Raw genomic sequence first — 19014 nt, 5'->3', positions numbered from 1 at the left:
AGGAGAGAATACCGAGGGGGAGGAATGCGAGTGAAGCAAGCGGAAGGTGACGAGCCCGACCCTCGGCACTGGCGGAAAACGGCTGTGGCTGCTTCGTTCCCGACCTGACCAGGTTGACCGCCCCACCATGCGAGGAGGCCCGTCACGGCGCATTCTAACATCGCTTGGCGCGCCGCGCGACCGTTATTCGCATGGCGAGACGACAAATCGCGCGGCCTCGCCCACACGACTGCGCCAATTCGCGCGCTCCGGCGCAATGCATCGCCCGCCTCTTGCAATTCACGACGCCGCTCCCATTTGACGCACACGCGGGACGCACACGCGGGCGGCAAGCCGAAAGCGCATCACGCCCCTGTTCGCATGACGACTACTATCGCCGTCAACAGCGGATAGCAATTTAGGCTAATATGACGCCCGAATGACCCGCGAGCCGCGGTATGCAGCGCTCACGCCCTTCTTTTCGCAAGAGCGGAGCTTCCTGCCCCGGCGACCGGCAAGGCCCTCCGGCGGCCGGCGCAGGCAGTCCCCGAACCGAAAGAGGTATTGACCCAATGAGCGAACAGATCAAACACATCAGCGACGCATCGTTCGAGCAGGACGTCGTCAAGTCCGACAAGCCGGTCCTGCTGGACTTCTGGGCCGAATGGTGCGGTCCGTGCAAGATGATTGCCCCGATTCTCGATGAAGTCGCGAAGGACTACGGCGACAAGCTGCAGATCGCGAAGATCAACGTCGACGACAACCAGGCGACGCCCGCGAAGTTCGGCGTGCGCGGCATCCCGACGCTGATCCTCTTCAAGAACGGCGCGGTCGCCGCGCAAAAGGTGGGCGCGCTGTCGAAGTCGCAACTCACCGCGTTCCTGGACAGCCATCTCTAAACGGGTGCGCCGCGGCGCACGTGTTGTCAGCCGGCAACACGTGCGCCGCGAAATCCGCCGATCGGTCGCTCAAGCCCGAATCGGCCTATGCTAGAATCAAAAACGTCGATAAGACGCATATAAGTCTCTGAGCGCTTCCGCTCGCCCTCCTCCCTATATCTTTCGTCGCATCTCCTCCCTGGCGGGATCTCCGTATGCATTTATCCGAGCTCAAGTCTCTGCACGTCTCCGAATTGATCGAAATGGCCAACGGCCTGGAGATCGAAAACGCGAACCGCCTGCGCAAGCAGGAGTTGATGTTCGCCATTCTCAAAAAGCGCGCCAAGACGGGAGAAACGATCTTCGGCGACGGCACGCTCGAAGTGCTGCCCGACGGCTTCGGCTTCCTGCGCTCGCCGGAAATGTCGTACCTCGCGAGCACGGACGACATCTACATCAGCCCGTCGCAGATCCGCCGCTTCAACCTGCACACCGGCGACACGATCGAAGGCGAAGTCCGCACGCCGAAGGACGGCGAGCGCTACTTCGCGCTCGTGAAGGTCGACAAAGTCAACGGGCAGCCGCCCGAGGCCTCGAAACACAAGATCATGTTCGAGAACCTCACGCCGCTGCACCCGAACAAGCCGCTGTGGCTCGAGCGCGAAATGCGCGGTGAAGAGAACGTGACGGGCCGCATCATCGACATGATCGCGCCGATCGGCAAGGGCCAGCGCGGCCTGCTCGTCGCGTCGCCGAAGTCCGGCAAGACCGTGATGCTTCAGCACATCGCGCACGCGATCAAGCAGAATCACCCGGACGTGATCCTGTTCGTGCTGCTGATCGACGAACGCCCCGAAGAAGTGACCGAAATGCAGCGCTCGGTCGCGGGCGAAGTGATCGCGTCGACGTTCGACGAACCGGCCACGCGCCACGTGCAGGTCGCCGAAATGGTGATCGAGAAGGCCAAGCGCCTCGTCGAGATGAAGCACGACGTCGTGATCCTGCTCGATTCGATCACGCGTCTCGCACGCGCGTACAACACCGTGATTCCGGCATCGGGCAAGGTGCTCACGGGCGGCGTCGACGCGAACGCGCTGCAGCGTCCGAAGCGCTTCTTCGGCGCGGCGCGCAACATCGAGGAAGGCGGCTCGCTCACGATCATCGGCACCGCGCTGATCGAAACCGGCAGCCGCATGGACGACGTGATCTACGAAGAGTTCAAGGGCACCGGCAACATGGAAGTGCACCTCGAGCGCCGCCTCGCGGAAAAGCGCGTCTATCCGTCGATCAACCTGAACAAGTCGGGCACGCGCCGCGAGGAAATGCTGATCAAGCCCGAGATCCTTCAGAAGATCTGGGTGCTGCGCAAGTTCATCCACGACATGGACGAAGTCGAGGCGATGGAATTCCTGCTCGACAAGATCCGCCAGACGAAGAACAACGCCGAGTTCTTCGATCTGATGCGCCGCGGCGGCTGATTTCCAGCCGCACGCGTCGCATCGCGACAAACCGCCCGCTTCCCCGGGCGTTTTTTTTATCGCCCAACATGAACGTGAACGTACACGTTGATCTATAATCGCGGACATCGATCCTTCGTCATCCGGAGATTCCACGCGATGAGCGACACCCCGCCCACCCTGCTTCTGACCGTGCGCGACGCCGCCGAGCGGCTCGGCGTGACGCCGCGCACGCTCAAGTACTACGAGGAGCGCGGGCTCGTCACGCCGTCGCGCAGCGAGGGCCGCTATCGGCTGTACGACGCCGCCGACCTCGAACGCTTCGAGCGCATCCTGCGGCTGCGCGCGCTCGGGTTTTCTCTGCACGGCATCACCGAGATGCTCAAGCGCCCGCTCGAACCAACGGGCGACGGACGGCGGCGCTATTCGGACGCGTCGCTGCGCGATATTCACGCGGATCTGTCGCAGCAGATCGCGACGCTCGATGCGCGCATCGCCGCCGCGCAACGCGAGCTAAAGGAGGTGCGCGCGCTGAAGAAGGAGTTGCAGCACGATATCGACTACGTCGAGCGCCGGCTCGCCGGCGAAAGCCCCGACGAACTGATCGCGCAGCGCCGCGCCGCCGCGCACGGGCGCAAGACGGGCGGGACGGGCGCATGAGCGCCGCGCCGGGCCGGCCACCGCTCTGGAGCGCCGCGAACCTGCGCGGCGATATCTTTCCATGGGTGCTCGCGATCGTCACCGGACTCGACTACTTCGACAACGCGGCGTTCTCGTTCTTCGCGAGCTATATCGCGGGCGGCGTCAACGCGTCGCCGGACGAGCTCGTGTGGGCGTCGAGCGCGTACGCGGTGGCGGCGGTGCTCGGCATCCTGCAGCAGCAATGGTGGGTCGACCGGCTCGGGCACCGGCGTTACGTCGCCGGCTGCATGCTGATGTTCTCGCTCGGCGCGGCGGCCGCGGCGCTTGCCGACACGTCGCTGCAGCTCGCGTTCGCGCGCGGCTTCCAGGGCTACTTCATCGGCCCGATGATGGGCGCGTGCCGGATCCTGATCCAGACCAGCTTCGCGCCGAAGGATCGCCCGCCCGCGACGCGCGCGTTCCTCGTCATGCTGCTGCTCGGCAGCGCGATCGCGCCGATCGCGGGCGGCCTGCTCGTCGCGCACTTCACGTGGCGCGCGCTGTTCGCGTGCACGGTGCCGACGGGCATCCTGTTCGCGGCGCTCGCGTTCGTCGCGCTGCCGAATTCCGGCCACACGCCGCCCGACGAGCGCGGCGGCGCGCACTTCTGGCCGTACGTGATCTTCGCGCTCGCGCAAGGCGCGCTGCAGATCGTGATGCAGCAAGTGCGCTTCCAGCTTTTCGCCGGATCTCCGCAGCTCGTGCTGCTCGCCGTCGGCGGCCTCGCGGCCCTCGCGTGGTTCGGCTATCACCAGTGGCATCATCCGGCGCCGCTCGTGCGGCTGCACGCGTTTCGCGAGCGCACGTTCCAGGTCGGGCTGCTGCTCTACATGTTCTACTACTACGAAACGACGGGCTACAGCTATCTGATCTCCCGCTTTCTCGAAACCGGGCTCGGCTATCCGGTCGAGAACGCCGGGCGGCTCGTCGGCACGATGTCGCTGATTTCCGCGAGCGCGCTCTTCGTCTATCTGCGCTACGCGAAGCTGCTCACGCACAAGAAATGGATCATCGTGCCCGGCTTCGCGCTCGCCGCGTTCGCCGCGCTGTGGATGACGCGGATGTCGCCCGAGGCCGGCGAAGCGGCGCTCGTCGCGCCGCTCCTGATGCGCGGGCTGCTGCTCCTCTTCATCGTGCTGCCCGTCGCGAACCTGACGTTCCGCATATTCGCGATCGACGAGTATTCGCACGGCTACCGGCTGAAGAATATCGTCCGGCAACTGACGATTTCGTTTGCGACCGCGTCCGTCATCATCGTCGAGCAGCATCGGCTCGCCGTGCACGAGACGCGGCTCGTCGAACGGGCGAACGTCTACAATCCGCTGTTCCAGCAAACCGTCGACACGCTCACGCGCGGCTTCGCGGCCGCGGGCCACGCACTGTCCGACGCGCACGCGCTCGCGCTCGTCACCGTGAGCCGCACGATCGCGCAACAGGCATCGTTCCTGTCATCGCTCGACGGCTTCTACTTTCTCGCGGGCGTCGCGATCTGCGGCGGCCTCTTCGCCGCCTGGCAAAAAGAGATCGATTGAGGTACGTTTAGCGCCTGTCGCTTCACGCCCTTTCCGCCGCGATGCTCTCCAAACTCAACCAATGGCTCGACGCGCGCCGCCGCGATCGCGCGCTGCGCGCGCACCCGATTCCCGACGCGTTGTGGCGCGAGACGCTCGAGCGCCTGCCGTTCCTGTCGTACCTGTCCGGCGAGGATCGCGAACGGCTGCGCGAAACGACGAGCCTCTTTCTCGCACAGAAGTCGTTTTCGACCGCGCACGGGCTCGAACTCACCGACGCGATCGTCGTCGGCATCGCCGCGCAGGCGTGCGTGCCCGTGCTGAACCTCGGCCTCGAGCTGTATCGCGGCTGGGTCGGCATCGTCGTCTATCCGGGCGAATTCGTGATCCGCAAGACGGTCGAGGACGAGGACGGCGTCATGCACGAGGTCGAGCACGACGCGAGCGGCGAAGCGTGGGAAGGCGGGCCGGTGATCCTGTCGTGGGAAGACGTGCAGATGGCGAACGGCTCGGACGCGTACAACGTCGTGATCCACGAGTTCGCGCACAAGATCGACATGATGAGCGGCGCGGCCGATGGCCATCCGCCCCTTTTTCGCCGCTGGCATGCGCCCGAGCTCGACGCCGAGCGCTGGGCCGACGTGTTCGACCACGCGTACGACCAGTTCTGCGACCGGGTCGACGCGGTGCCGGAGCGCGCGTGGGCGCGCTTCGAGCGCGACTCGCTGATCGACCCGTACGCGGCCGACCACCCATCGGAATTCTTCGCGGTCTGCAGCGAGGCGCTCTTCGTCAAGCCGCGCCCGTTCGAGGCCGAATTTCCGGAGCTGTACCGGCTGCTTGCCCGCTATTACCGGCAGGACCCCGCTCAAACGGGGTGCCTCGCGCATCACGCCGCGCACGTCTGACGAAAAATTCGCCAAGCGTCTGATTATCTGGCATAATCGCGAGCTTTCGACCTTAGGCAAGTGGCTCGCGCCGGGCTTTCGCACCGCGCAGCGCCGACGGGCGTCGATTCAGACGCGCCCAGCACGCATGCGCCGGCTGTTTCCGGACATCGTGCAACGCGCGCTGCGATGCGCAAGCGGCGGGCTGGCTACCGCTCTTACACAGGAAAAACCATGAAACAAGGCATTCACCCGGATTACCGCGAAGTCGTCTTCCAAGACATGTCGAACGGCTTCAAGTTCATCACGCGCTCCACGATCCAGACGCGCGAAACCATCGAACTCGACGGCAAGACCTACCCGCTCGCGAAGATCGAAGTGTCGTCGGAATCGCACTCTTTCTACACCGGCCAGCAAAAGATCATGGATACGGCGGGCCGCGTCGAGAAGTTCAAGAACAAGTTCGGCGCACGCGCCAGCGGCAAGGCCGCGAAGTAAGCTTCGCGCCCGCACCGGCAACCGGCGTCGAGCCGGGCCGGTTCCCGCAAAAAAGGCAGCCCAGGCTGCCTTTTTTTGTCCCTGTTGATCCCATGCCGCCGGCGGGTGCCCCGCGGGCCCTCCGGTTCGCTGACGCGCGTCGTCCGGCGCGTCTACAATGCCGGATGCCCGAAACCGCCCGCCGCTCGCGCGCCGGCATGTCGCCCATCCTCTTGCCCTCATCTGCATGAAGCCTGTCGTTCGCCTTACCGCTTCCGCCACCCGCGCGCTGCCGCGCTGGCTGCTGCTCACGCTCTGCATCGTCTACGCGGCGTTCGGGCTGTTCGGCCGCGATCCGTGGAAGAACGAGGACGCGGCGGGCTTCGGCGTGATGTGGACGATGGCGCAAGGCGGCCTGCACGACTGGCTGCTGCCGAATCTCGTCGGCAAGTTCGTCACGTCCGACGGGCCGCTCGGCTACTGGCTCGGCAGCCTCGCGATCCGCGCGCTGCCGTGGGTCGACGCGAGCAACGCGTCGCGCGTCTACACGGGCGTGCTGTTCTGCGTCGCGTCCGCGTTCGTCTGGTACGCGACCTACCTGCTCGGCCGGCGCGCGGAGATCCAGCCGTTCAAGTACGCGTTCGGCGGCGAGCCCGAGCCGCGCGACTACGGGCGCACGCTCGCCGACGGCGCGCTCCTCATCTTGCTCGCCTGCTTCGGCCTCGCCGAGCGCGGCCACGAGACGACGCCGCAGCTCGCGCAGTTCGCGTGGATCGCGATGTTCGTCTACGGGCTCGTGCGCGCGATCGACAAGCCGGCGCAAGGCGCGCTGTGGTGGGGCCTCGCGCTCGGCCTCGTCGCGTTGTCGGGCAATCCGGTGCTCGTCGCCGCGCTCGCGGTCGGCACGCTCGCGCTCTATCTCGCCACGCCGGAGATCCGCTGCGTGCACGTGCCGGCGCTCGGGCTGCCGCTTGCCGTCGGCGTATTCGCGATCTGGCCGCTCGCCGCGCACGTCGCGTTCCCCGACGACGCGAGCTGGTTCCTCAACCAATGGCTGCACGACAGCCTGATGCGCTTCTCCGGCCCGCCGACGACGGTGCTCGCGTACGCGGCGAAGAACCTGCCGCTCTTCACGTGGCCCGCGTGGCCGCTCGCGATCTGGGCGTGGGTCAGCTGGGCGGGGCTGCGCCGCCGGCCGCACATCGCGATTCCGCTGTCGGTCGTCGTGCCGCTCCTCGTGCTCGTGATCCTGCAAAGCCAGCAGACGAACCGGATGTACATGCTGCTGCTGCCCGCCCTCGCCGTCGTCGCGACGTTCGCGCTGCCGACGCTCAAGCGCGGCGCGATCAACGCGATCGACTGGTTCGCGGTGCTGAGCTTCACGATCCTCGGCACGTTCGTGTGGCTCGTATGGCTCGCATCTTTGACGGGCTTCCCGCACCCGCTCGCGCGCAACCTCGGCCGACTCGTGCCGGGCTACGAGCCGCACTTCAAGGTGCTGTCGTTCGTCTGCGCGCTCGCGGCGACCGCATGCTGGCTGATGCTCGTGCGCTGGCGCATCTCGCGGCAGCCGAAGGTGCTGTGGCGCAGCGTCGTGCTGTCGAGCGCCGGCACGACGCTGATGTGGGTGCTGCTGATGACGCTTTGGCTGCCGATCGTCAACTACAGCCGGACCTATCGCGACGTCGCGCAGCAGATCGCCGCGCACCTGCCGTCCGACTACGAATGCATCTCGCCCGTACGGCTTGGCGACGCGCAGATCGCGACGTTCGCGTATTTCGGCGACATGCATTTCTCGTTCACCGACGACTGCGACGTGATCCTGCGCCAGGACCGGGCGGACTTCGGCGAGCCGAGCTCGATCTCGCAATACGTGTGGCGTCTCGTGTGGGAAGGCCGCCGCGTCGCCGACCGCGACGAGCGCTTCCGTCTGTACGAGCGGATCGAGCGCCCGAAGGCACCCATCAAGCGCCGCCCGCCGCGCAAGGCCCGCTGACCGATGTTCGGCGACATCCGCCGGATCGCCGGTCTCGCCTGGCCGGTGCTCGTCGGCCAGCTCGCGATCATCGCGTTCGGCGTGATCGACACCGCGATGGTCGGCCGCTTCTCCGCGCTCGATCTCGCGGCGCTCGGGCTCGGCACGTCGATCTACATATCGATCTATATCGGGCTGACGGGAATTCTGTCCGCGCTGCAGCCGATCGCGGGGCAACTGTACGGCGCGCGACGCTACGCGGAGATCGGCGAGGAGGTGCGCCAGGCGGCGTGGCTCGGCGTGCTGCTCGCGGTGCCCGGCTTTCTGCTGCTGCATTTCCCCCACCCGCTGCTGCGGCTCGCGCACGCGCCCGCCGAGCTCACCGAGCGCACGGTCGCCTATCTGCGCATCCTGTCGTTCGGGCTGCCCGCGAGCCTCCTGTTCCGGATCTACAACGCGCTCACGAACGCGGCGGGCAAGCCGCGGCTCGCGATGATCCTGCAGGTGGGCGCGCTCATCGTCAAAGTGCCGCTCAACATCTGGTTCATCTTCGGCGGCCTCGGCGTGCCGGCGCTCGGCGGCCCCGGCTGCGGACTCGCAAGCACGCTGATCAACTGGGCGCTCGCGCTCGTCGGCTTCACGCTGCTCGCCAGGCTCGACGTGTTCGAGCCGCTCGCGATCTTCGCGCGCTTCACGCGGCCCGTTTGGCATCGGCAGAAGGCACTCCTCACGCTCGGCGTGCCGATGGGGCTGTCGTATCTGATCGAGGTCACGTCGTACACGTTCATGGCGCTCTTCATCGCACAGTTCGGCACGACGACGCTCGCCGGCCACCAGATCGCCGGCAACGTCGGCGCGGTGCTGTACATGACGCCGCTGTCGATCGGCGTCGCGTCGTCGACGCTCGTCTCGCGCGCACTCGGCGCCCGGCGCTTCGACGAAGCGCGCGCGCTCGGCCGTCACGGCGTCGCGCTCGCGTGCGGGCTCGCGTGCGTGTACGGCGTCGCCGTGTTCGCGCTGCGGCCGCTGATCGTGTCAGGCTACACGCCGAACCCGGCCATCGCCGCGGCCGCGATGCCGCTCGTCGCGATCGTCACGTTCTATCACTTCTTCGACGCGCTGCAGATCACGACCGCGTTCGTGCTGCGCGCGCACAAGGTCGCCGTCGTGCCGACCGCGATCTATGCGATCGCGCTGTGGGGCGTCGGGCTTGGCGGCGGATACCTGCTGGGGTTCGACGTCGGCGGCGCGGTGCCCGCGTCGCTCACCGGCGCGCGCGGCTTCTGGATCGCGAACACCGCGAGCCTGATGCTCGCGGGCGGCGGGCTCGCGTTCTATCTGCGACGCATCGGGAAGCGGGAGCAAGACGGCGCGCGGTGACCGCGGCAGGCTGTGAACGCGTCGCGGGCGCGCGCCGGATAGGCGGATACGCGCCCTTCGCGCCGCCTGCGTGCGGCTCGCGACATCCCCGCCCGCGGCTTCCGGCTTTCCCTCGCCGCCCGTTCGGCTTCCGTCCGCCGATGTTCGGGACCGGCCGTGCACGACGCCGCAGAACGGACAGCGGCGCGTACGCACGCCGCCCGCGATCACGAACGTCGCGGCGCGCTCGCGAAGCACTCGCCGAGGTTCGGGCGCATCGCCGCCTCGCGGACCGAATGCAGCCGATGCGTGCGCGGCACCGCGGCCCTCGCTGCGACGGTCTCTCGCGTCATCCGCCGCTCGCGCCGCCACGGCGGTTTCGGCAGCGCCGGGCCGCCGGCGGCAACGATGCGCCCCGCAATCCGCGCGAGCTTGTCGCGGCTACGCCCCCCGGCTGGCCAAGCGTCGTCGTGCATGCGAAATCGGATGCGGCAGCCCGCGCGGCGGTTGGCACGACGGCCGGTGCGGCAGCCGATGCGGCTGCCATCGTCACGCATGCACGGCGTCACGCTGCTCGAACACCTCGCGCGCGGCGAAGAGCGCGTTGAGCGCCGCCGGAAATCCCGCGTACACGGCCATCTGCATGAACACCTCGACGATCTCGTCGCGCGTGCAGCCGACGTTCAGCGCCGCCTCGATATGCACCTTCAGTTGCGGCTGCGCGTGGCCGAGCGTCGCAAGCGACGCGATCGTCGCGATCTCGCGCGACTTCAGATCGAGCTGCGGCCGGCTATAGATATCGCCGAAGCCGAACTCGACGAGCAGCCGCCCGAAGTCCGGCGCGATCGGCGCGAGCGCCGCGATGACGCGCTCGCCGACGTCGCCGTCGATTTCCTTCAGCCTGTTCCAGCCGCGCGCATAGCGGTCTTCCTCGATTCGTGGTTCCATCGTTCGTCCTTGTCCGGTTGAGGGTGAGTCGTCTGCCCTGTCTGTCGCATCGCGTCGCGCTCGGCCTGCTCGTAATACGCGATCTTGTCGACGATCGCGTCGAGGTTCGCCTGCAGCGCGGCGATCTGCGCGCGCACCGCGTCGCGATGCGCGGCGAGACACGCGCGGCGCTCGCCGAACGTCGCATCGCCTTGCGCGCGCAGCTCGGCGAACGCCTGCATCCCGGCGATCGGCATCCCGGTCGCCTTCAGCCGCATCACGAAACGCAGCCAGTCGAGATCGGCGGGCGCATACAGCCGATGCCCCGACGGCGTGCGCGAGATCGACCGCAGCAGGCCGGCCTGCTCGTAATAGCGCAGCGTGTGCGTCGACACGCCGACGAGCGCGGCCACCTGACCGATCGTCAATGCGCACGGGGACGGTTGCTTCGATGCGTTCGACATGACGTTCTCAAGGTTAGGACTTAGAGTGCACTCTAAGTCAAGCGCCGCGCGATGGCCAGCGCGCCGGGCGGTCCGCACGCCGCTTCGCGTCGTCGCCGCGTCGTCCTGCTGCCCCGCGCCGTGCGCCGCCCGGCCGGCCCGCGTTTTCCGTCAAAGATGGTCAAAACCCGCCCGCATGCGGCACGATGGCCTTTACAGTGTCGCCATCGATGCGCAACATTGCCCCCGCTGTCTTAAAAAGGGCACGCATTTGTCCTATGCTTGAACGCGACGTCCGGCTCTTGCCGCGCGCCGGCGTTCGTTCCGACAGCCATTCTCCGTTCCATCGAAAAGGGAGTTCCCGCCATGCTGAAAAAGCTGCTGATGCTGGTCGTCGCACTGTCGCTTTCGCTGACCGCCGCGCTCGCCGCCGCGGTCGAAGTCAACACCGCCGACCAGGCGGCACTCGAATCGGTGAAGGGGCTCGGCCCGGTGAAGTCGAAGGCGATCATCGACGAGCGCGCGAAGAACGGCCCGTTCAAGGACGCCGACGATCTCGCGAACCGCGTGAAGGGCCTCGGCGCGAAATCGGTCGCCAATCTCGAGGCGGCGGGCCTGACGATCGGCGGCTCGACGACGCCGCCGACGGGCGCGAAGGCCAAGACGAGCGCGACGAAGCCGGCCGCGACCGCGACACCCGCGCCGGCTCCCGCCACCACGCCGGCGAAGCCCGCGCCGTCCACCGCGACGCCCGCCCCGGCCGCGGCCACGCCGTCGACGGCGGCAAGCGCCCCGGCCGCGAAGAAAACCCGTTCGTCGAAGAAGAAGGACAAGGCCGCCGCCGCAGCGAGCGCCGCAGCGCAAGCGAGCGCGCCGGCCGCTGCGTCGTCGACGAAGACGAAGGGCTCGAAGAAGAGCAGGAAAAACAAGGCGGCGACGCCCGCGTCCGCGGCGTCGGGCGCATAAGTCCGACGCCGCGCGTCGCGCGCGGCGTCTTCGTTCCACCGGCGCCGTTCGCGGCGCCGCCTCAACCTAGCAGGTGAATCATGGGTCTACTCGACATCGTTGGCGGTCTGATCGGCGGCCAAGGCGGCAATCAGAACGCGCTCGTCAGCGCCGCGCTGGAGTTCATCAACAACCAGCCGGGCGGTCTGAACGGCCTCATCGAGAAATTCAAGGCAGGTGGCGCGGGCGACGTCATCGGCTCGTGGATCGGCACCGGCGAGAACCAGCCGATCTCGCCCGAGACGCTGCAGAACGTGCTCGGCTCGGACACGGTCGGCGCGCTCGCGCAGAAGATCGGCATCGATCCGCAGCAGGCGTCCGGCATCCTCGCTCAGGTGCTGCCGCACGTCGTCAACGGCGCGACGCCGAACGGCGAAGTGCCGCCGAACGGCCAGCTCGACACGTCGAACGTGCTCGGCACGCTGTCGCAGCTCGCCGGCCTGTTCGGCAACAAGCAGGCGTAACCGCGACGCGTCGTGCCGGCACGGCGCGCTGCAATGCCGAGAAGCAACCGACGCTCGCGCCGCGCGCCCGCGCGATGGCGGCCGCCCGCCGAAACGAAGCGCGCCTCCCCCAAAAAAACACCCCGCTCTCGCGGGGTGTTTTGCTTTCACCGGCGCGCCCGAGCCGCAAGCCGGGCGCCGAACCGCCGAGCCGTGCCGCGACGCGGCAATCAGTGCACGACGCGCTCGAACACGAACTTGCCGTCCTGCACGTCGACCGGAATCACGTCCTTCGGTCCGAAGCGGCCCGCGAGGATGAGCTTCGCGACCGGGTTCTCGATCTCCTGCTGGATCGCGCGCTTGAGCGGCCGCGCGCCGAACAGCGGATCGTAGCCGACCTTGCCGATCTGCTCGAGCGCGGCCTCGGACACGTCGAGCGCCATTTCGAGCTTCGCGAGCCGGTCGTGCAGGCGCGCGAGCTGAATCTTCGCGATCGCCTGGATGTTGCTGCGGTCGAGCGAGTGGAACACGACGACATCGTCGATCCGGTTCAGGAACTCGGGACGGAAGTGCTGCTTGACCTCGACCCACACCGCGTCCTTGATCTCTTCCTGAGACGAGCCCGACATCGACTGGATCAGTTGCGAGCCGAGGTTCGACGTCATCACGATCACCGTGTTCTTGAAGTCGACGGTGCGCCCCTGCCCGTCCGTCATCCGGCCGTCGTCGAGCACCTGCAGCAGCACGTTGAACACGTCCGGGTGCGCCTTCTCGATCTCGTCGAGCAGGATCACGCTGTACGGCTTGCGGCGCACGGCTTCCGTCAGGTAGCCGCCCTCCTCGTAGCCGACGTAGCCGGGCGGCGCGCCGATCAGCCGCGCGACGCTGTGCTTTTCCATGAACTCGCTCATGTCGATGCGAATCAGGTGCTCTTCCGAATCGAACAGGAAGCCGGCGAGCGCCTTGCACAGCTCGGTCTTGCCGACGCCCGTCGGGCCGAGGAACAGGAACGAGCCGTACGGGCGGTTCGGATCGGCGAGGCCCGCGCGCGAGCGGCGGATCGCGTCGGCAACCGCGTCGATCGCCTCGTTCTGGCCAACGACGCGCTCATGCAGCTTCTCTTCGATGTGCAGCAGTTTCTCGCGCTCGCCTTGCATCATCCGCGACACCGGAATGCCGGTTGCACGCGAGACGACCTCGGCGATTTCCTCCGCGCCGACCTGCGTGCGCAACAGGCGCGGCCGGGTCGGATTGTGCTGTTCGCTTTCCTCCGCCTGCGTGACCTGCTTCAGGCGCGCCTCGAGCTGCGGCAGCTTGCCGTACTGCAGCTCCGCGACCTTCTCGAGCTTGCCTTCGCGCTGCAACCGCGCGATGTCGGCGCGCACCTTGTCGATCTCCTCCTTCAGCTGCGCGCTGCCCTGCACGGCCGCCTTCTCCGCCGTCCAGATCTCTTCGAGATCCGCGTACTGGCGGCCGAGCCGCTCGATTTCCTCCTCGATCAGCGCGAGACGCTTTTGCGACGCTTCGTCCTGCTCCTTCTTCACCGCTTCGCGCTCGATCTTCAACTGGATCAGACGCCGATCGAGCCTGTCCATTTCTTCGGGCTTCGAATCGATTTCCATCTTGATCTTCGACGCGGCCTCGTCGATCAGGTCGATCGCCTTGTCGGGCAGGAAACGGTCGGTGATGTAGCGATGCGACAGCTCCGCCGCGGCGACGATCGCCGGATCGGTGATCTCGACGCCGTGATGCAGCTCGTACTTCTCCTGCAGCCCGCGCAGGATCGCGATCGTCGCCTCGACGCTCGGCTCGTCGACGAGCACCTTCTGGAAGCGGCGCTCGAGCGCGGCGTCCTTCTCGATGTACTTGCGATATTCGTCGAGCGTCGTCGCGCCGATGCAGTGCAGCTCGCCGCGCGAGAGCGCCGGCTTGAGCATGTTGCCCGCGTCCATCGCGCCTTCGGCCTTGCCCGCGCCCACCATCGTGTGAATCTCGTCGATGAAGACGATCGTACGGCCTTCATCCTTCGCGATGTCGTTGAGCACCGCCTTCAGGCGCTCCTCGAACTCGCCGCGATACTTCGCGCCGGCGAGCAGCGCCGCCATGTCGAGCGACAGCACGCGCTTGTTCTTCAGCGTCTCGGGCACTTCGCCGTTGACGATGCGCTGCGCGAGCCCTTCGACGATCGCGGTCTTGCCGACGCCCGGCTCGCCGATCAGCACCGGGTTGTTCTTCGTGCGGCGCTGCAGGATCTGGATCGAACGGCGAATCTCGTCGTCGCGGCCGATCACGGGGTCAAGCTTGCCCGCGCGCGCGCGCTCGGTCAGGTCGACCGTGTACTTCTTCAGCGCCTCGCGCTGGCTCTCGGCATCCTGGCTGTGCACCTGCGAGCCGCCGCGCACCGCGGCGATCGCGGATTCGAGCGCGCGGCGCGTGAGGCCGTGCTGGCGCGCGAGCTTGCCGGCTTCACCCTTGTCGTCAGCCACGGCGAGCAGGAACATTTCGCTCGCGATGAACGTGTCGTTGAGCTTCTGCGCTTCCTTGTCGGCCTGGTTCAGCAGGCCCGCGAGCTCGCGGCCGACCTGGATGTCGCCGCCCGTGCCCGTCACCTGCGGCAAGCGCGAGATCGCTTCATTGAGCGCGCCTTGCAGCGCCTGGATGTGCACGCCCGCGCGCGACAGCAGCGAGCGCGCGGAGCCGTCCTGCTGCGCGATCAGCGCGGCCAGCACGTGAACGGGTTCGATGTATTGGTTGTCGCGCCCGGCGGCAAGACTCTGCGCATCCGAAAGCGCTTCTTGGAACTTGGTGGTGAGCTTGTCGATTCTCATGAATGAGACCTCCAATTTGCGAATAGCAACCAAATGAGGATGGTTATCCGCCTTTCAAGCCGGTTTTTTATTGAGGCACAGCAAAGGGACGCGTCACGCGACACGCGTGGCGGCGACGAGATCGGGCGCGCGGCGAGCGCACGCGAAGGAACCGGCCGGAAAGCCGCCCGCACGGCGCGGGCGGCGCGTCTTCAGCCGACGACGGTCACGGCCGAGCGGACATCGGCCGCGGGCACGATCCGCACCGGCGTGAGGCCGAGCAGCATCGAGAGTTGCGACGCCGGCTGCGCAAGCTCGCCGATCGTGTGCTTGTCGAGCTCCGCGAAGAACGCTTCGCGGGCCGCCGCGAACACGCCCTTGAGCCGGCACGCGGACTGGATCACGCAGTTGCGATGCGCTTCGGATTCGCCCGTGAAGCAGCCGACGAGCGCGAAATCGTTTTCGGTCTTGCGTACGACTTGGCCGACGGTCAGCGTCACGGACTGGGCGTTCAGGCGCAAGCCGCCGTTGCGGCCGCGCACCGTCTCGATCCAACCGAGCTCGCCGAGCTGCTGCACCACTTTCATCAAATGGTTCTTCGAGATGCCGTAGGCATCCGAGATCTCCTGGATCGTCGACAAGCCCTCGCCTCGGACTGCGAGGAACAACATGACGCGCAAAGAGTAGTCGGTGTAGTCGGTTAGTCTCATTACGAAGTAGTGTTGTGTCAGTGCGACCGGCGCTCGCGCAAACATCGCGCGTCTGCCATTGCCGATCGGACGGCAGCATCATAAGATGCAAACCATCAGCACCTTTATTGAGAGGGTGGCCGTTTATTATTGTGCGACAAAATCGCACCCACGTGCTGCCACCTTACCCGGCCCTTTTTTAGATGACCCAAGCATTTTCCGCCTCTTCCGCCGCCGCGACGCCGGCGCGCGACGCCGAACCGACGCCGGAAAATATCCGCGCGCTCGTCGACGCATTCTACGATCGCGTGCGCGACGACGCCCTCCTCGGCCCCGTGTTCGAAAGCAAGCTCGCCGGCCGCTGGGACCAGCACCTGCCGAAGATGGGCGAATTCTGGGCGAGCCTCGTGCTTGGCACGAAAAGCTACCGCGGCAACGTGCAGGCCGCTCACCAACCGCTCGACGGCCTCGAGCCCGTCCACTTCAGCCGCTGGCTCGCGCTGTTTCTGAAGACCGTCGAGGCGCGCTACGAGCCCGCGGCGGCCGTGCGCTTCATGGAGCCCGCGCTGCGGATCGCGCAGAGCCTGCAGCTGAGCCGCTTCGGCTGGGATTACTCGATTCCGGCCGAGCAGCAGGCGATTCTCGACCTGATCGCGCCGAAACGGCCCGCGGACGACGACGCGCACGCGCGCCGGCCGCGCGGCGAGCCGTTTCCGGCGAAGATCATCGGCCGGACGGCGCGCGACGACACGTAGGCGCGCAGCCGCATCGGGCGACGGCGCGACCGGCCCGGCGCGCCTGCCGCCGCGCGGAAACGCCGGACCGCATGCCGAAAAAATCCGGGGGAGGCGTGAAAATAAATCGCGACCGCTGTCGTTTCAGCAACGAAATCGGCGCATTTACGAATAGTCCGTTTCAAACGCGACTATTGCGCAGGGGTTGACCGCCCGAAAATTGGCGAACGATCATTCGCCGAACTGCCCCGAACACGGAAAACATGCTCTCCGCCGGCCGCGCCCAGCGCGGCCGGCGACCACCCGGCACTGCGATCCGGCCGGGCGAAAGCGGTGCTTGGCGCGCCTACGTCGACCGCTTCGCGTTCCCCGCGCGCCCCGCGTTTCCCGATTCGACGCCCCAGCGCGCGAGCGCCGCGTCGTCGGCGCGGCGCGCGTCCACCCAGCGCTCGCCCGCGGGCGTGTTCTCCTTCTTCCAGAACGGCGCCTGCGTCTTCAGGTAATCCATCACGAACTCGCACGACTGGAACGCGTCGCCGCGATGCGCGGACACGGTCGCGACGAACACGATCTGATCGAGCGGACGGAGCTTGCCGACCCGGTGAACGATCGCGACATCGATGCCCGGCCAGCGCGCGATCGCATCGTCCGCGATCGCGGCGAGCGCCTTCTCGGTCATGCCCGGATAGTGCTCGAGCTCGAGCGCGTCGACCTGCTCGCCCTCGTTCAAATCGCGCACCGTGCCGACGAAGCACGCAACCGCGCCCACTTTCGGATTGCGCGCGCGCAACGCCGCGATCTCGGCGCTCACGTCGAAATCGTCCGTCTGCACCCGTACCGTCGCCATCGCCGCCTCCTCAGCCGCCCGTCACCGGCGGGAAGAACGCGACCTCGCAGCCGTCGGTGATCCGCGTGCCGGCGTCCGTCATCGTATGGTTGCACGCCATGCGCAGCGCACGGCCCTCGGCGAGCGTGTCCGCCCATGCGCCGCCGCGCGCGCGCAGCCACGCGCGCACGTCGCCCACCGTCGCGACGCCGTCCGGCACCGTCACCGTCTCGCTCGCGACGCCGAGCGCTTCGCGCACGCTCGCAAAAAACTTCAGTTCGATCTTCATCGTCATTACACCGCCCGGCTTCAGCCGAGCAATTCGGAAAAAGGGATGAAACGCACCGTCTCGCCCGCGCTGATCGCGTGGTTCGGCGGATTGTCGATCAGGCCGTCGCTCCATACCGTCGAGGTCAGCACGGCCGAGCTCTGGTTCGGGAACAGGTCGAGTCCGCCCGCCGCGTTCACGCGCGCGCGCAGGAATTCGTTGCGGCGGTCGGCCTTGCTCTGCGTGAAGTCCGCGCGCAGCGACACCGCGCGCGGCGCGACCTGCGTCGCGCCCGCGACGCGCAGCAGGAACGGCCGCACGAACAGCAGGAACGTGACGAAGCTCGACACCGGGTTGCCCGGCAAGCCGATGAAATACGCTTCGCCGCCCGGCGCCGCGCTCGCGTCACTCGCGCCGGCCGCATCGTCCGCGCTCGCTTCGCCCCCAGCCGTCCCGCCCGCCGCGCCGCCGCGCCGGATCGCGCCGAACGCGAGCGGCTTGCCCGGCTTCATCGCGATCTGCCACAGCGCGAGCCGGCCTTCCGCCTCGACCGCGGGCTTCACATGATCCTCGTCACCCACCGACACGCCACCGCACGTCACGATCACGTCGTGCGCGCGCGCCGCCTCGCGCAGCGCCGCACGCGTCGCGTCGAGCCTATCCGGCACGATGCCGTAGTCGGTCACGTCGCAGCCGAGCCGCTCGAGCAGCCCGCGCAGCGTGAAGCGGTTCGAGTTGTAGATCGCGCCGGGCTTGAGCGGCTCGCCCGGCATCGTCAGTTCGTCGCCCGTGAAGAACACCGCGACCTTCACGCGCCGCGTGACCGCGAGCGACGCGCAGCCGACCGACGCGGCAAGCCCGATCGCCTGCGGCGTCATCCGCGTGCCGGCCGGCAGGATCACCGAGCCGCGGCGGATGTCCGCGCCCTGCGCGGTGATCCATTCGCCCGCCGTCGGCGTGTGCAGGATGTCGACCTGGTCGCCCGCCGCCTCCGTCTGCTCCTGCATCACGACCGCGTCCGCGCCGGCCGGCACGGACGCGCCCGTGAAGATGCGCGCGGCCGTGCCCGGCGCGAGCGGCCTGGCCGGATGGCCCGCGGGAATGCGCTGCGACACCGGCAGGCGCCGCTCGCCGCGCGTCAGGTCGGCGATGCGCACCGCGTAGCCGTCCATCGCGCTCGTGTTCATCGGCGGCACGTCGAGCGGCGACACGACATCGGCCGCAAGCACGCGGTTGAGCGCCTCGAGCGTCGGCACGGTTTCGATCTCGGCGAGCGGGCGCGCCGCCGCGAGAAGCGCCGCCAGCGCATCGGCCGTCGACAGCATCGGCGCGCGCGGCGTCTGGGGGTTGGGGTGGGACATCGTCGATTGAAATGTTGACCGGATGGCGACATTGTAGCGACGCCGCCGCGCGGGTGTGGGCGACCGATCGCAACGATCCGGTCTCGCGTGGCGCGCCGAGCGCGACGAGCGCGACGAGCGCGACGGATCACGGCGAACGGCGAACGGCGGCGCAAGGCGGCCGCGTTCGATGGACGAAAACGGCATGTCGCCGGATTTCGGCCGCGCGATTGCCGGCACGATCGGCCAAGCGCACCGCAATCGAGTTCCGTCCGAACCGCACGCCGGACCGTATGTGCGTGGCCGATCGTCCGAAAGGAACGCAGCC

Annotated in this window: 18 protein-coding genes, 1 other RNA gene and 1 pseudogene; 11 read left to right on the top strand and 9 right to left on the bottom strand. The window is 67.6% G+C overall.

Translation table 11 applies throughout. The annotated features are described in order from the left end of the window. Positions 1 to 45 precede the first annotated feature (45 nt). Positions 46 to 144, bottom strand: an RNA gene (ffs, locus tag BTH_RS31980) — signal recognition particle sRNA small type. A 407-nt stretch (positions 145 to 551) separates the two neighbouring features. Here ffs and trxA point away from each other — a divergent pair. The 8 genes from trxA to BTH_RS23465 all read left to right on the top strand — a co-directional run bounded on the left by trxA (position 552) and on the right by BTH_RS23465 (position 9225). Beyond that, positions 552 to 878, top strand: coding sequence for a thioredoxin TrxA (gene trxA, locus BTH_RS23505; RefSeq protein ID WP_009890789.1), 327 nt, complete (start codon positions 552 to 554; stop codon positions 876 to 878). Positions 879 to 1072: 194 nt separating this feature from the next. Next, positions 1073 to 2335, top strand: a complete 1263-nt coding sequence (gene rho / locus BTH_RS23495) for a transcription termination factor Rho (RefSeq protein WP_009890788.1) — start codon at positions 1073 to 1075, stop codon at positions 2333 to 2335. Positions 2336 to 2473: 138 nt separating this feature from the next. Further along, on the top strand, positions 2474 to 2974 hold the full coding sequence (locus BTH_RS23490) for a MerR family transcriptional regulator (RefSeq protein WP_009890786.1): 501 nt from the start codon (positions 2474 to 2476) through the stop codon (positions 2972 to 2974). Continuing rightward, the gene (locus BTH_RS23485; RefSeq protein WP_009890784.1) at positions 2971 to 4527 is read left to right on the top strand and encodes an MFS transporter; all 1557 of its coding nucleotides are present in this window, start codon (positions 2971 to 2973) and stop codon (positions 4525 to 4527) included. Before BTH_RS23490 ends, BTH_RS23485 begins: the two co-directional genes overlap by 4 nt. 41 nt (positions 4528 to 4568) lie before the next feature. Then, the gene (locus BTH_RS23480; protein WP_009890782.1) at positions 4569 to 5414 is read left to right on the top strand and encodes a M90 family metallopeptidase; all 846 of its coding nucleotides are present in this window, start codon (positions 4569 to 4571) and stop codon (positions 5412 to 5414) included. A 213-nt stretch (positions 5415 to 5627) separates the two neighbouring features. Continuing rightward, positions 5628 to 5891: a type B 50S ribosomal protein L31 gene (locus BTH_RS23475; protein ID WP_009890781.1), complete on the top strand. Its 264-nt coding sequence runs from the start codon at positions 5628 to 5630 to the stop codon at positions 5889 to 5891. Positions 5892 to 6117: 226 nt separating this feature from the next. Continuing rightward, positions 6118 to 7866 carry an ArnT family glycosyltransferase gene (locus BTH_RS23470; protein ID WP_009890779.1) on the top strand — a complete coding sequence of 583 codons (1749 nt, stop codon included), beginning with the start codon at positions 6118 to 6120 and terminating at the stop codon, positions 7864 to 7866. A 3-nt stretch (positions 7867 to 7869) separates the two neighbouring features. Continuing rightward, positions 7870 to 9225, top strand: coding sequence for an MATE family efflux transporter (locus tag BTH_RS23465; RefSeq protein WP_009890776.1), 1356 nt, complete (start codon positions 7870 to 7872; stop codon positions 9223 to 9225). A gap of 150 nt (positions 9226 to 9375) precedes the next feature. On the opposite strand, the pseudogene BTH_RS35305 reads toward BTH_RS23465, so the two are convergent. From BTH_RS35305 to BTH_RS23450, 3 genes and pseudogenes are all read right to left on the bottom strand, one after another. Beyond that, positions 9376 to 9751 (bottom strand): annotated as a pseudogene (locus tag BTH_RS35305) (hypothetical protein); the annotation flags it as partial. A gap of 2 nt (positions 9752 to 9753) precedes the next feature. Next, entirely contained in the window at positions 9754 to 10152 is a 399-nt protein-coding gene (locus tag BTH_RS23455) for a carboxymuconolactone decarboxylase family protein (RefSeq protein ID WP_009890773.1), read from the bottom strand. Next, positions 10101 to 10595 carry a MerR family transcriptional regulator gene (locus BTH_RS23450; RefSeq protein WP_009890771.1) on the bottom strand — a complete coding sequence of 165 codons (495 nt, stop codon included), beginning with the start codon at positions 10593 to 10595 and terminating at the stop codon, positions 10101 to 10103. The genes BTH_RS23455 and BTH_RS23450 overlap by 52 nt, the downstream gene beginning before the upstream one ends. A gap of 345 nt (positions 10596 to 10940) precedes the next feature. On the opposite strand from BTH_RS23450, the gene BTH_RS23445 reads away from it, so the two are divergent. Both BTH_RS23445 and BTH_RS23440 read left to right on the top strand, forming a co-directional pair. Further along, positions 10941 to 11540, top strand: coding sequence for a ComEA family DNA-binding protein (locus BTH_RS23445; RefSeq protein ID WP_009890769.1), 600 nt, complete (start codon positions 10941 to 10943; stop codon positions 11538 to 11540). A gap of 80 nt (positions 11541 to 11620) precedes the next feature. After that, positions 11621 to 12043 (top strand): YidB family protein, encoded by a 423-nt coding sequence (locus BTH_RS23440; RefSeq protein ID WP_009890768.1) that lies wholly within the window; start codon positions 11621 to 11623, stop codon positions 12041 to 12043. Positions 12044 to 12252: 209 nt separating this feature from the next. Here BTH_RS23440 and clpB read toward each other — a convergent pair whose 3' ends face one another. Both clpB and BTH_RS23430 read right to left on the bottom strand, forming a co-directional pair. Next, a complete protein-coding gene (gene clpB / locus BTH_RS23435) occupies positions 12253 to 14850 on the bottom strand; it encodes an ATP-dependent chaperone ClpB (RefSeq protein ID WP_009890767.1) in 2598 nt (865 codons plus the stop codon). Positions 14851 to 15041: 191 nt separating this feature from the next. Then, a complete protein-coding gene (locus BTH_RS23430) occupies positions 15042 to 15539 on the bottom strand; it encodes an Rrf2 family transcriptional regulator (protein WP_009890765.1) in 498 nt (165 codons plus the stop codon). A gap of 182 nt (positions 15540 to 15721) precedes the next feature. Here BTH_RS23430 and BTH_RS23425 point away from each other — a divergent pair, with 182 nt between their 5' ends. Next, positions 15722 to 16273 carry a group III truncated hemoglobin gene (locus BTH_RS23425; RefSeq protein WP_009890763.1) on the top strand — a complete coding sequence of 184 codons (552 nt, stop codon included), beginning with the start codon at positions 15722 to 15724 and terminating at the stop codon, positions 16271 to 16273. A gap of 325 nt (positions 16274 to 16598) precedes the next feature. Here the strand turns inward: BTH_RS23425 and moaE are convergent, their stop codons facing one another. Genes moaE through BTH_RS23410 form a run of 3 tightly spaced genes read right to left on the bottom strand, consistent with a single transcriptional unit; the run spans position 16599 to position 18671 of the window. Further along, a complete protein-coding gene (gene moaE, locus BTH_RS23420) occupies positions 16599 to 17099 on the bottom strand; it encodes a molybdopterin synthase catalytic subunit MoaE (RefSeq protein ID WP_009890762.1) in 501 nt (166 codons plus the stop codon). A gap of 10 nt (positions 17100 to 17109) precedes the next feature. Continuing rightward, entirely contained in the window at positions 17110 to 17367 is a 258-nt protein-coding gene (moaD, locus tag BTH_RS23415; protein WP_009890761.1) for a molybdopterin converting factor subunit 1, read from the bottom strand. Between the two features lie 20 nt (positions 17368 to 17387). Beyond that, entirely contained in the window at positions 17388 to 18671 is a 1284-nt protein-coding gene (locus BTH_RS23410) for a molybdopterin molybdotransferase MoeA (RefSeq protein ID WP_025369336.1), read from the bottom strand. Positions 18672 to 19014: the final 343 nt, after the last annotated feature.

The sequence above is a fragment of the Burkholderia thailandensis E264 genome (genome assembly GCF_000012365.1).
GTDB lineage: Bacteria > Pseudomonadota > Gammaproteobacteria > Burkholderiales > Burkholderiaceae > Burkholderia > Burkholderia thailandensis.
This window is presented reverse-complemented; position numbering and strand designations above follow the sequence as displayed.

What these genes read in the sequence shown, in the direction of transcription:
- trxA (WP_009890789.1), top strand. Translation starts at nt 552, where the DNA reads ATGAGCGAACAGATCAAACACATCAGCGACGCATCGTTCGAGCAGGAC.
- rho (WP_009890788.1), top strand. Translation starts at nt 1,073, where the DNA reads ATGCATTTATCCGAGCTCAAGTCTCTGCACGTCTCCGAATTGATCGAA.
- BTH_RS23490 (WP_009890786.1), top strand. Translation starts at nt 2,474, where the DNA reads ATGAGCGACACCCCGCCCACCCTGCTTCTGACCGTGCGCGACGCCGCC.
- BTH_RS23485 (WP_009890784.1), top strand. Translation starts at nt 2,971, where the DNA reads ATGAGCGCCGCGCCGGGCCGGCCACCGCTCTGGAGCGCCGCGAACCTG.
- BTH_RS23480 (WP_009890782.1), top strand. Translation starts at nt 4,569, where the DNA reads ATGCTCTCCAAACTCAACCAATGGCTCGACGCGCGCCGCCGCGATCGC.
- BTH_RS23475 (WP_009890781.1), top strand. Translation starts at nt 5,628, where the DNA reads ATGAAACAAGGCATTCACCCGGATTACCGCGAAGTCGTCTTCCAAGAC.
- BTH_RS23470 (WP_009890779.1), top strand. Translation starts at nt 6,118, where the DNA reads ATGAAGCCTGTCGTTCGCCTTACCGCTTCCGCCACCCGCGCGCTGCCG.
- BTH_RS23465 (WP_009890776.1), top strand. Translation starts at nt 7,870, where the DNA reads ATGTTCGGCGACATCCGCCGGATCGCCGGTCTCGCCTGGCCGGTGCTC.
- BTH_RS23455 (WP_009890773.1), bottom strand. Translation starts at nt 10,152, where the DNA reads ATGGAACCACGAATCGAGGAAGACCGCTATGCGCGCGGCTGGAACAGG.
- BTH_RS23450 (WP_009890771.1), bottom strand. Translation starts at nt 10,595, where the DNA reads ATGTCGAACGCATCGAAGCAACCGTCCCCGTGCGCATTGACGATCGGT.
- BTH_RS23445 (WP_009890769.1), top strand. Translation starts at nt 10,941, where the DNA reads ATGCTGAAAAAGCTGCTGATGCTGGTCGTCGCACTGTCGCTTTCGCTG.
- BTH_RS23440 (WP_009890768.1), top strand. Translation starts at nt 11,621, where the DNA reads ATGGGTCTACTCGACATCGTTGGCGGTCTGATCGGCGGCCAAGGCGGC.
- clpB (WP_009890767.1), bottom strand. Translation starts at nt 14,850, where the DNA reads ATGAGAATCGACAAGCTCACCACCAAGTTCCAAGAAGCGCTTTCGGAT.
- BTH_RS23430 (WP_009890765.1), bottom strand. Translation starts at nt 15,539, where the DNA reads ATGAGACTAACCGACTACACCGACTACTCTTTGCGCGTCATGTTGTTC.
- BTH_RS23425 (WP_009890763.1), top strand. Translation starts at nt 15,722, where the DNA reads ATGACCCAAGCATTTTCCGCCTCTTCCGCCGCCGCGACGCCGGCGCGC.
- moaE (WP_009890762.1), bottom strand. Translation starts at nt 17,099, where the DNA reads ATGGCGACGGTACGGGTGCAGACGGACGATTTCGACGTGAGCGCCGAG.
- moaD (WP_009890761.1), bottom strand. Translation starts at nt 17,367, where the DNA reads ATGAAGATCGAACTGAAGTTTTTTGCGAGCGTGCGCGAAGCGCTCGGC.
- BTH_RS23410 (WP_025369336.1), bottom strand. Translation starts at nt 18,671, where the DNA reads ATGCTGTCGACGGCCGATGCGCTGGCGGCGCTTCTCGCGGCGGCGCGC.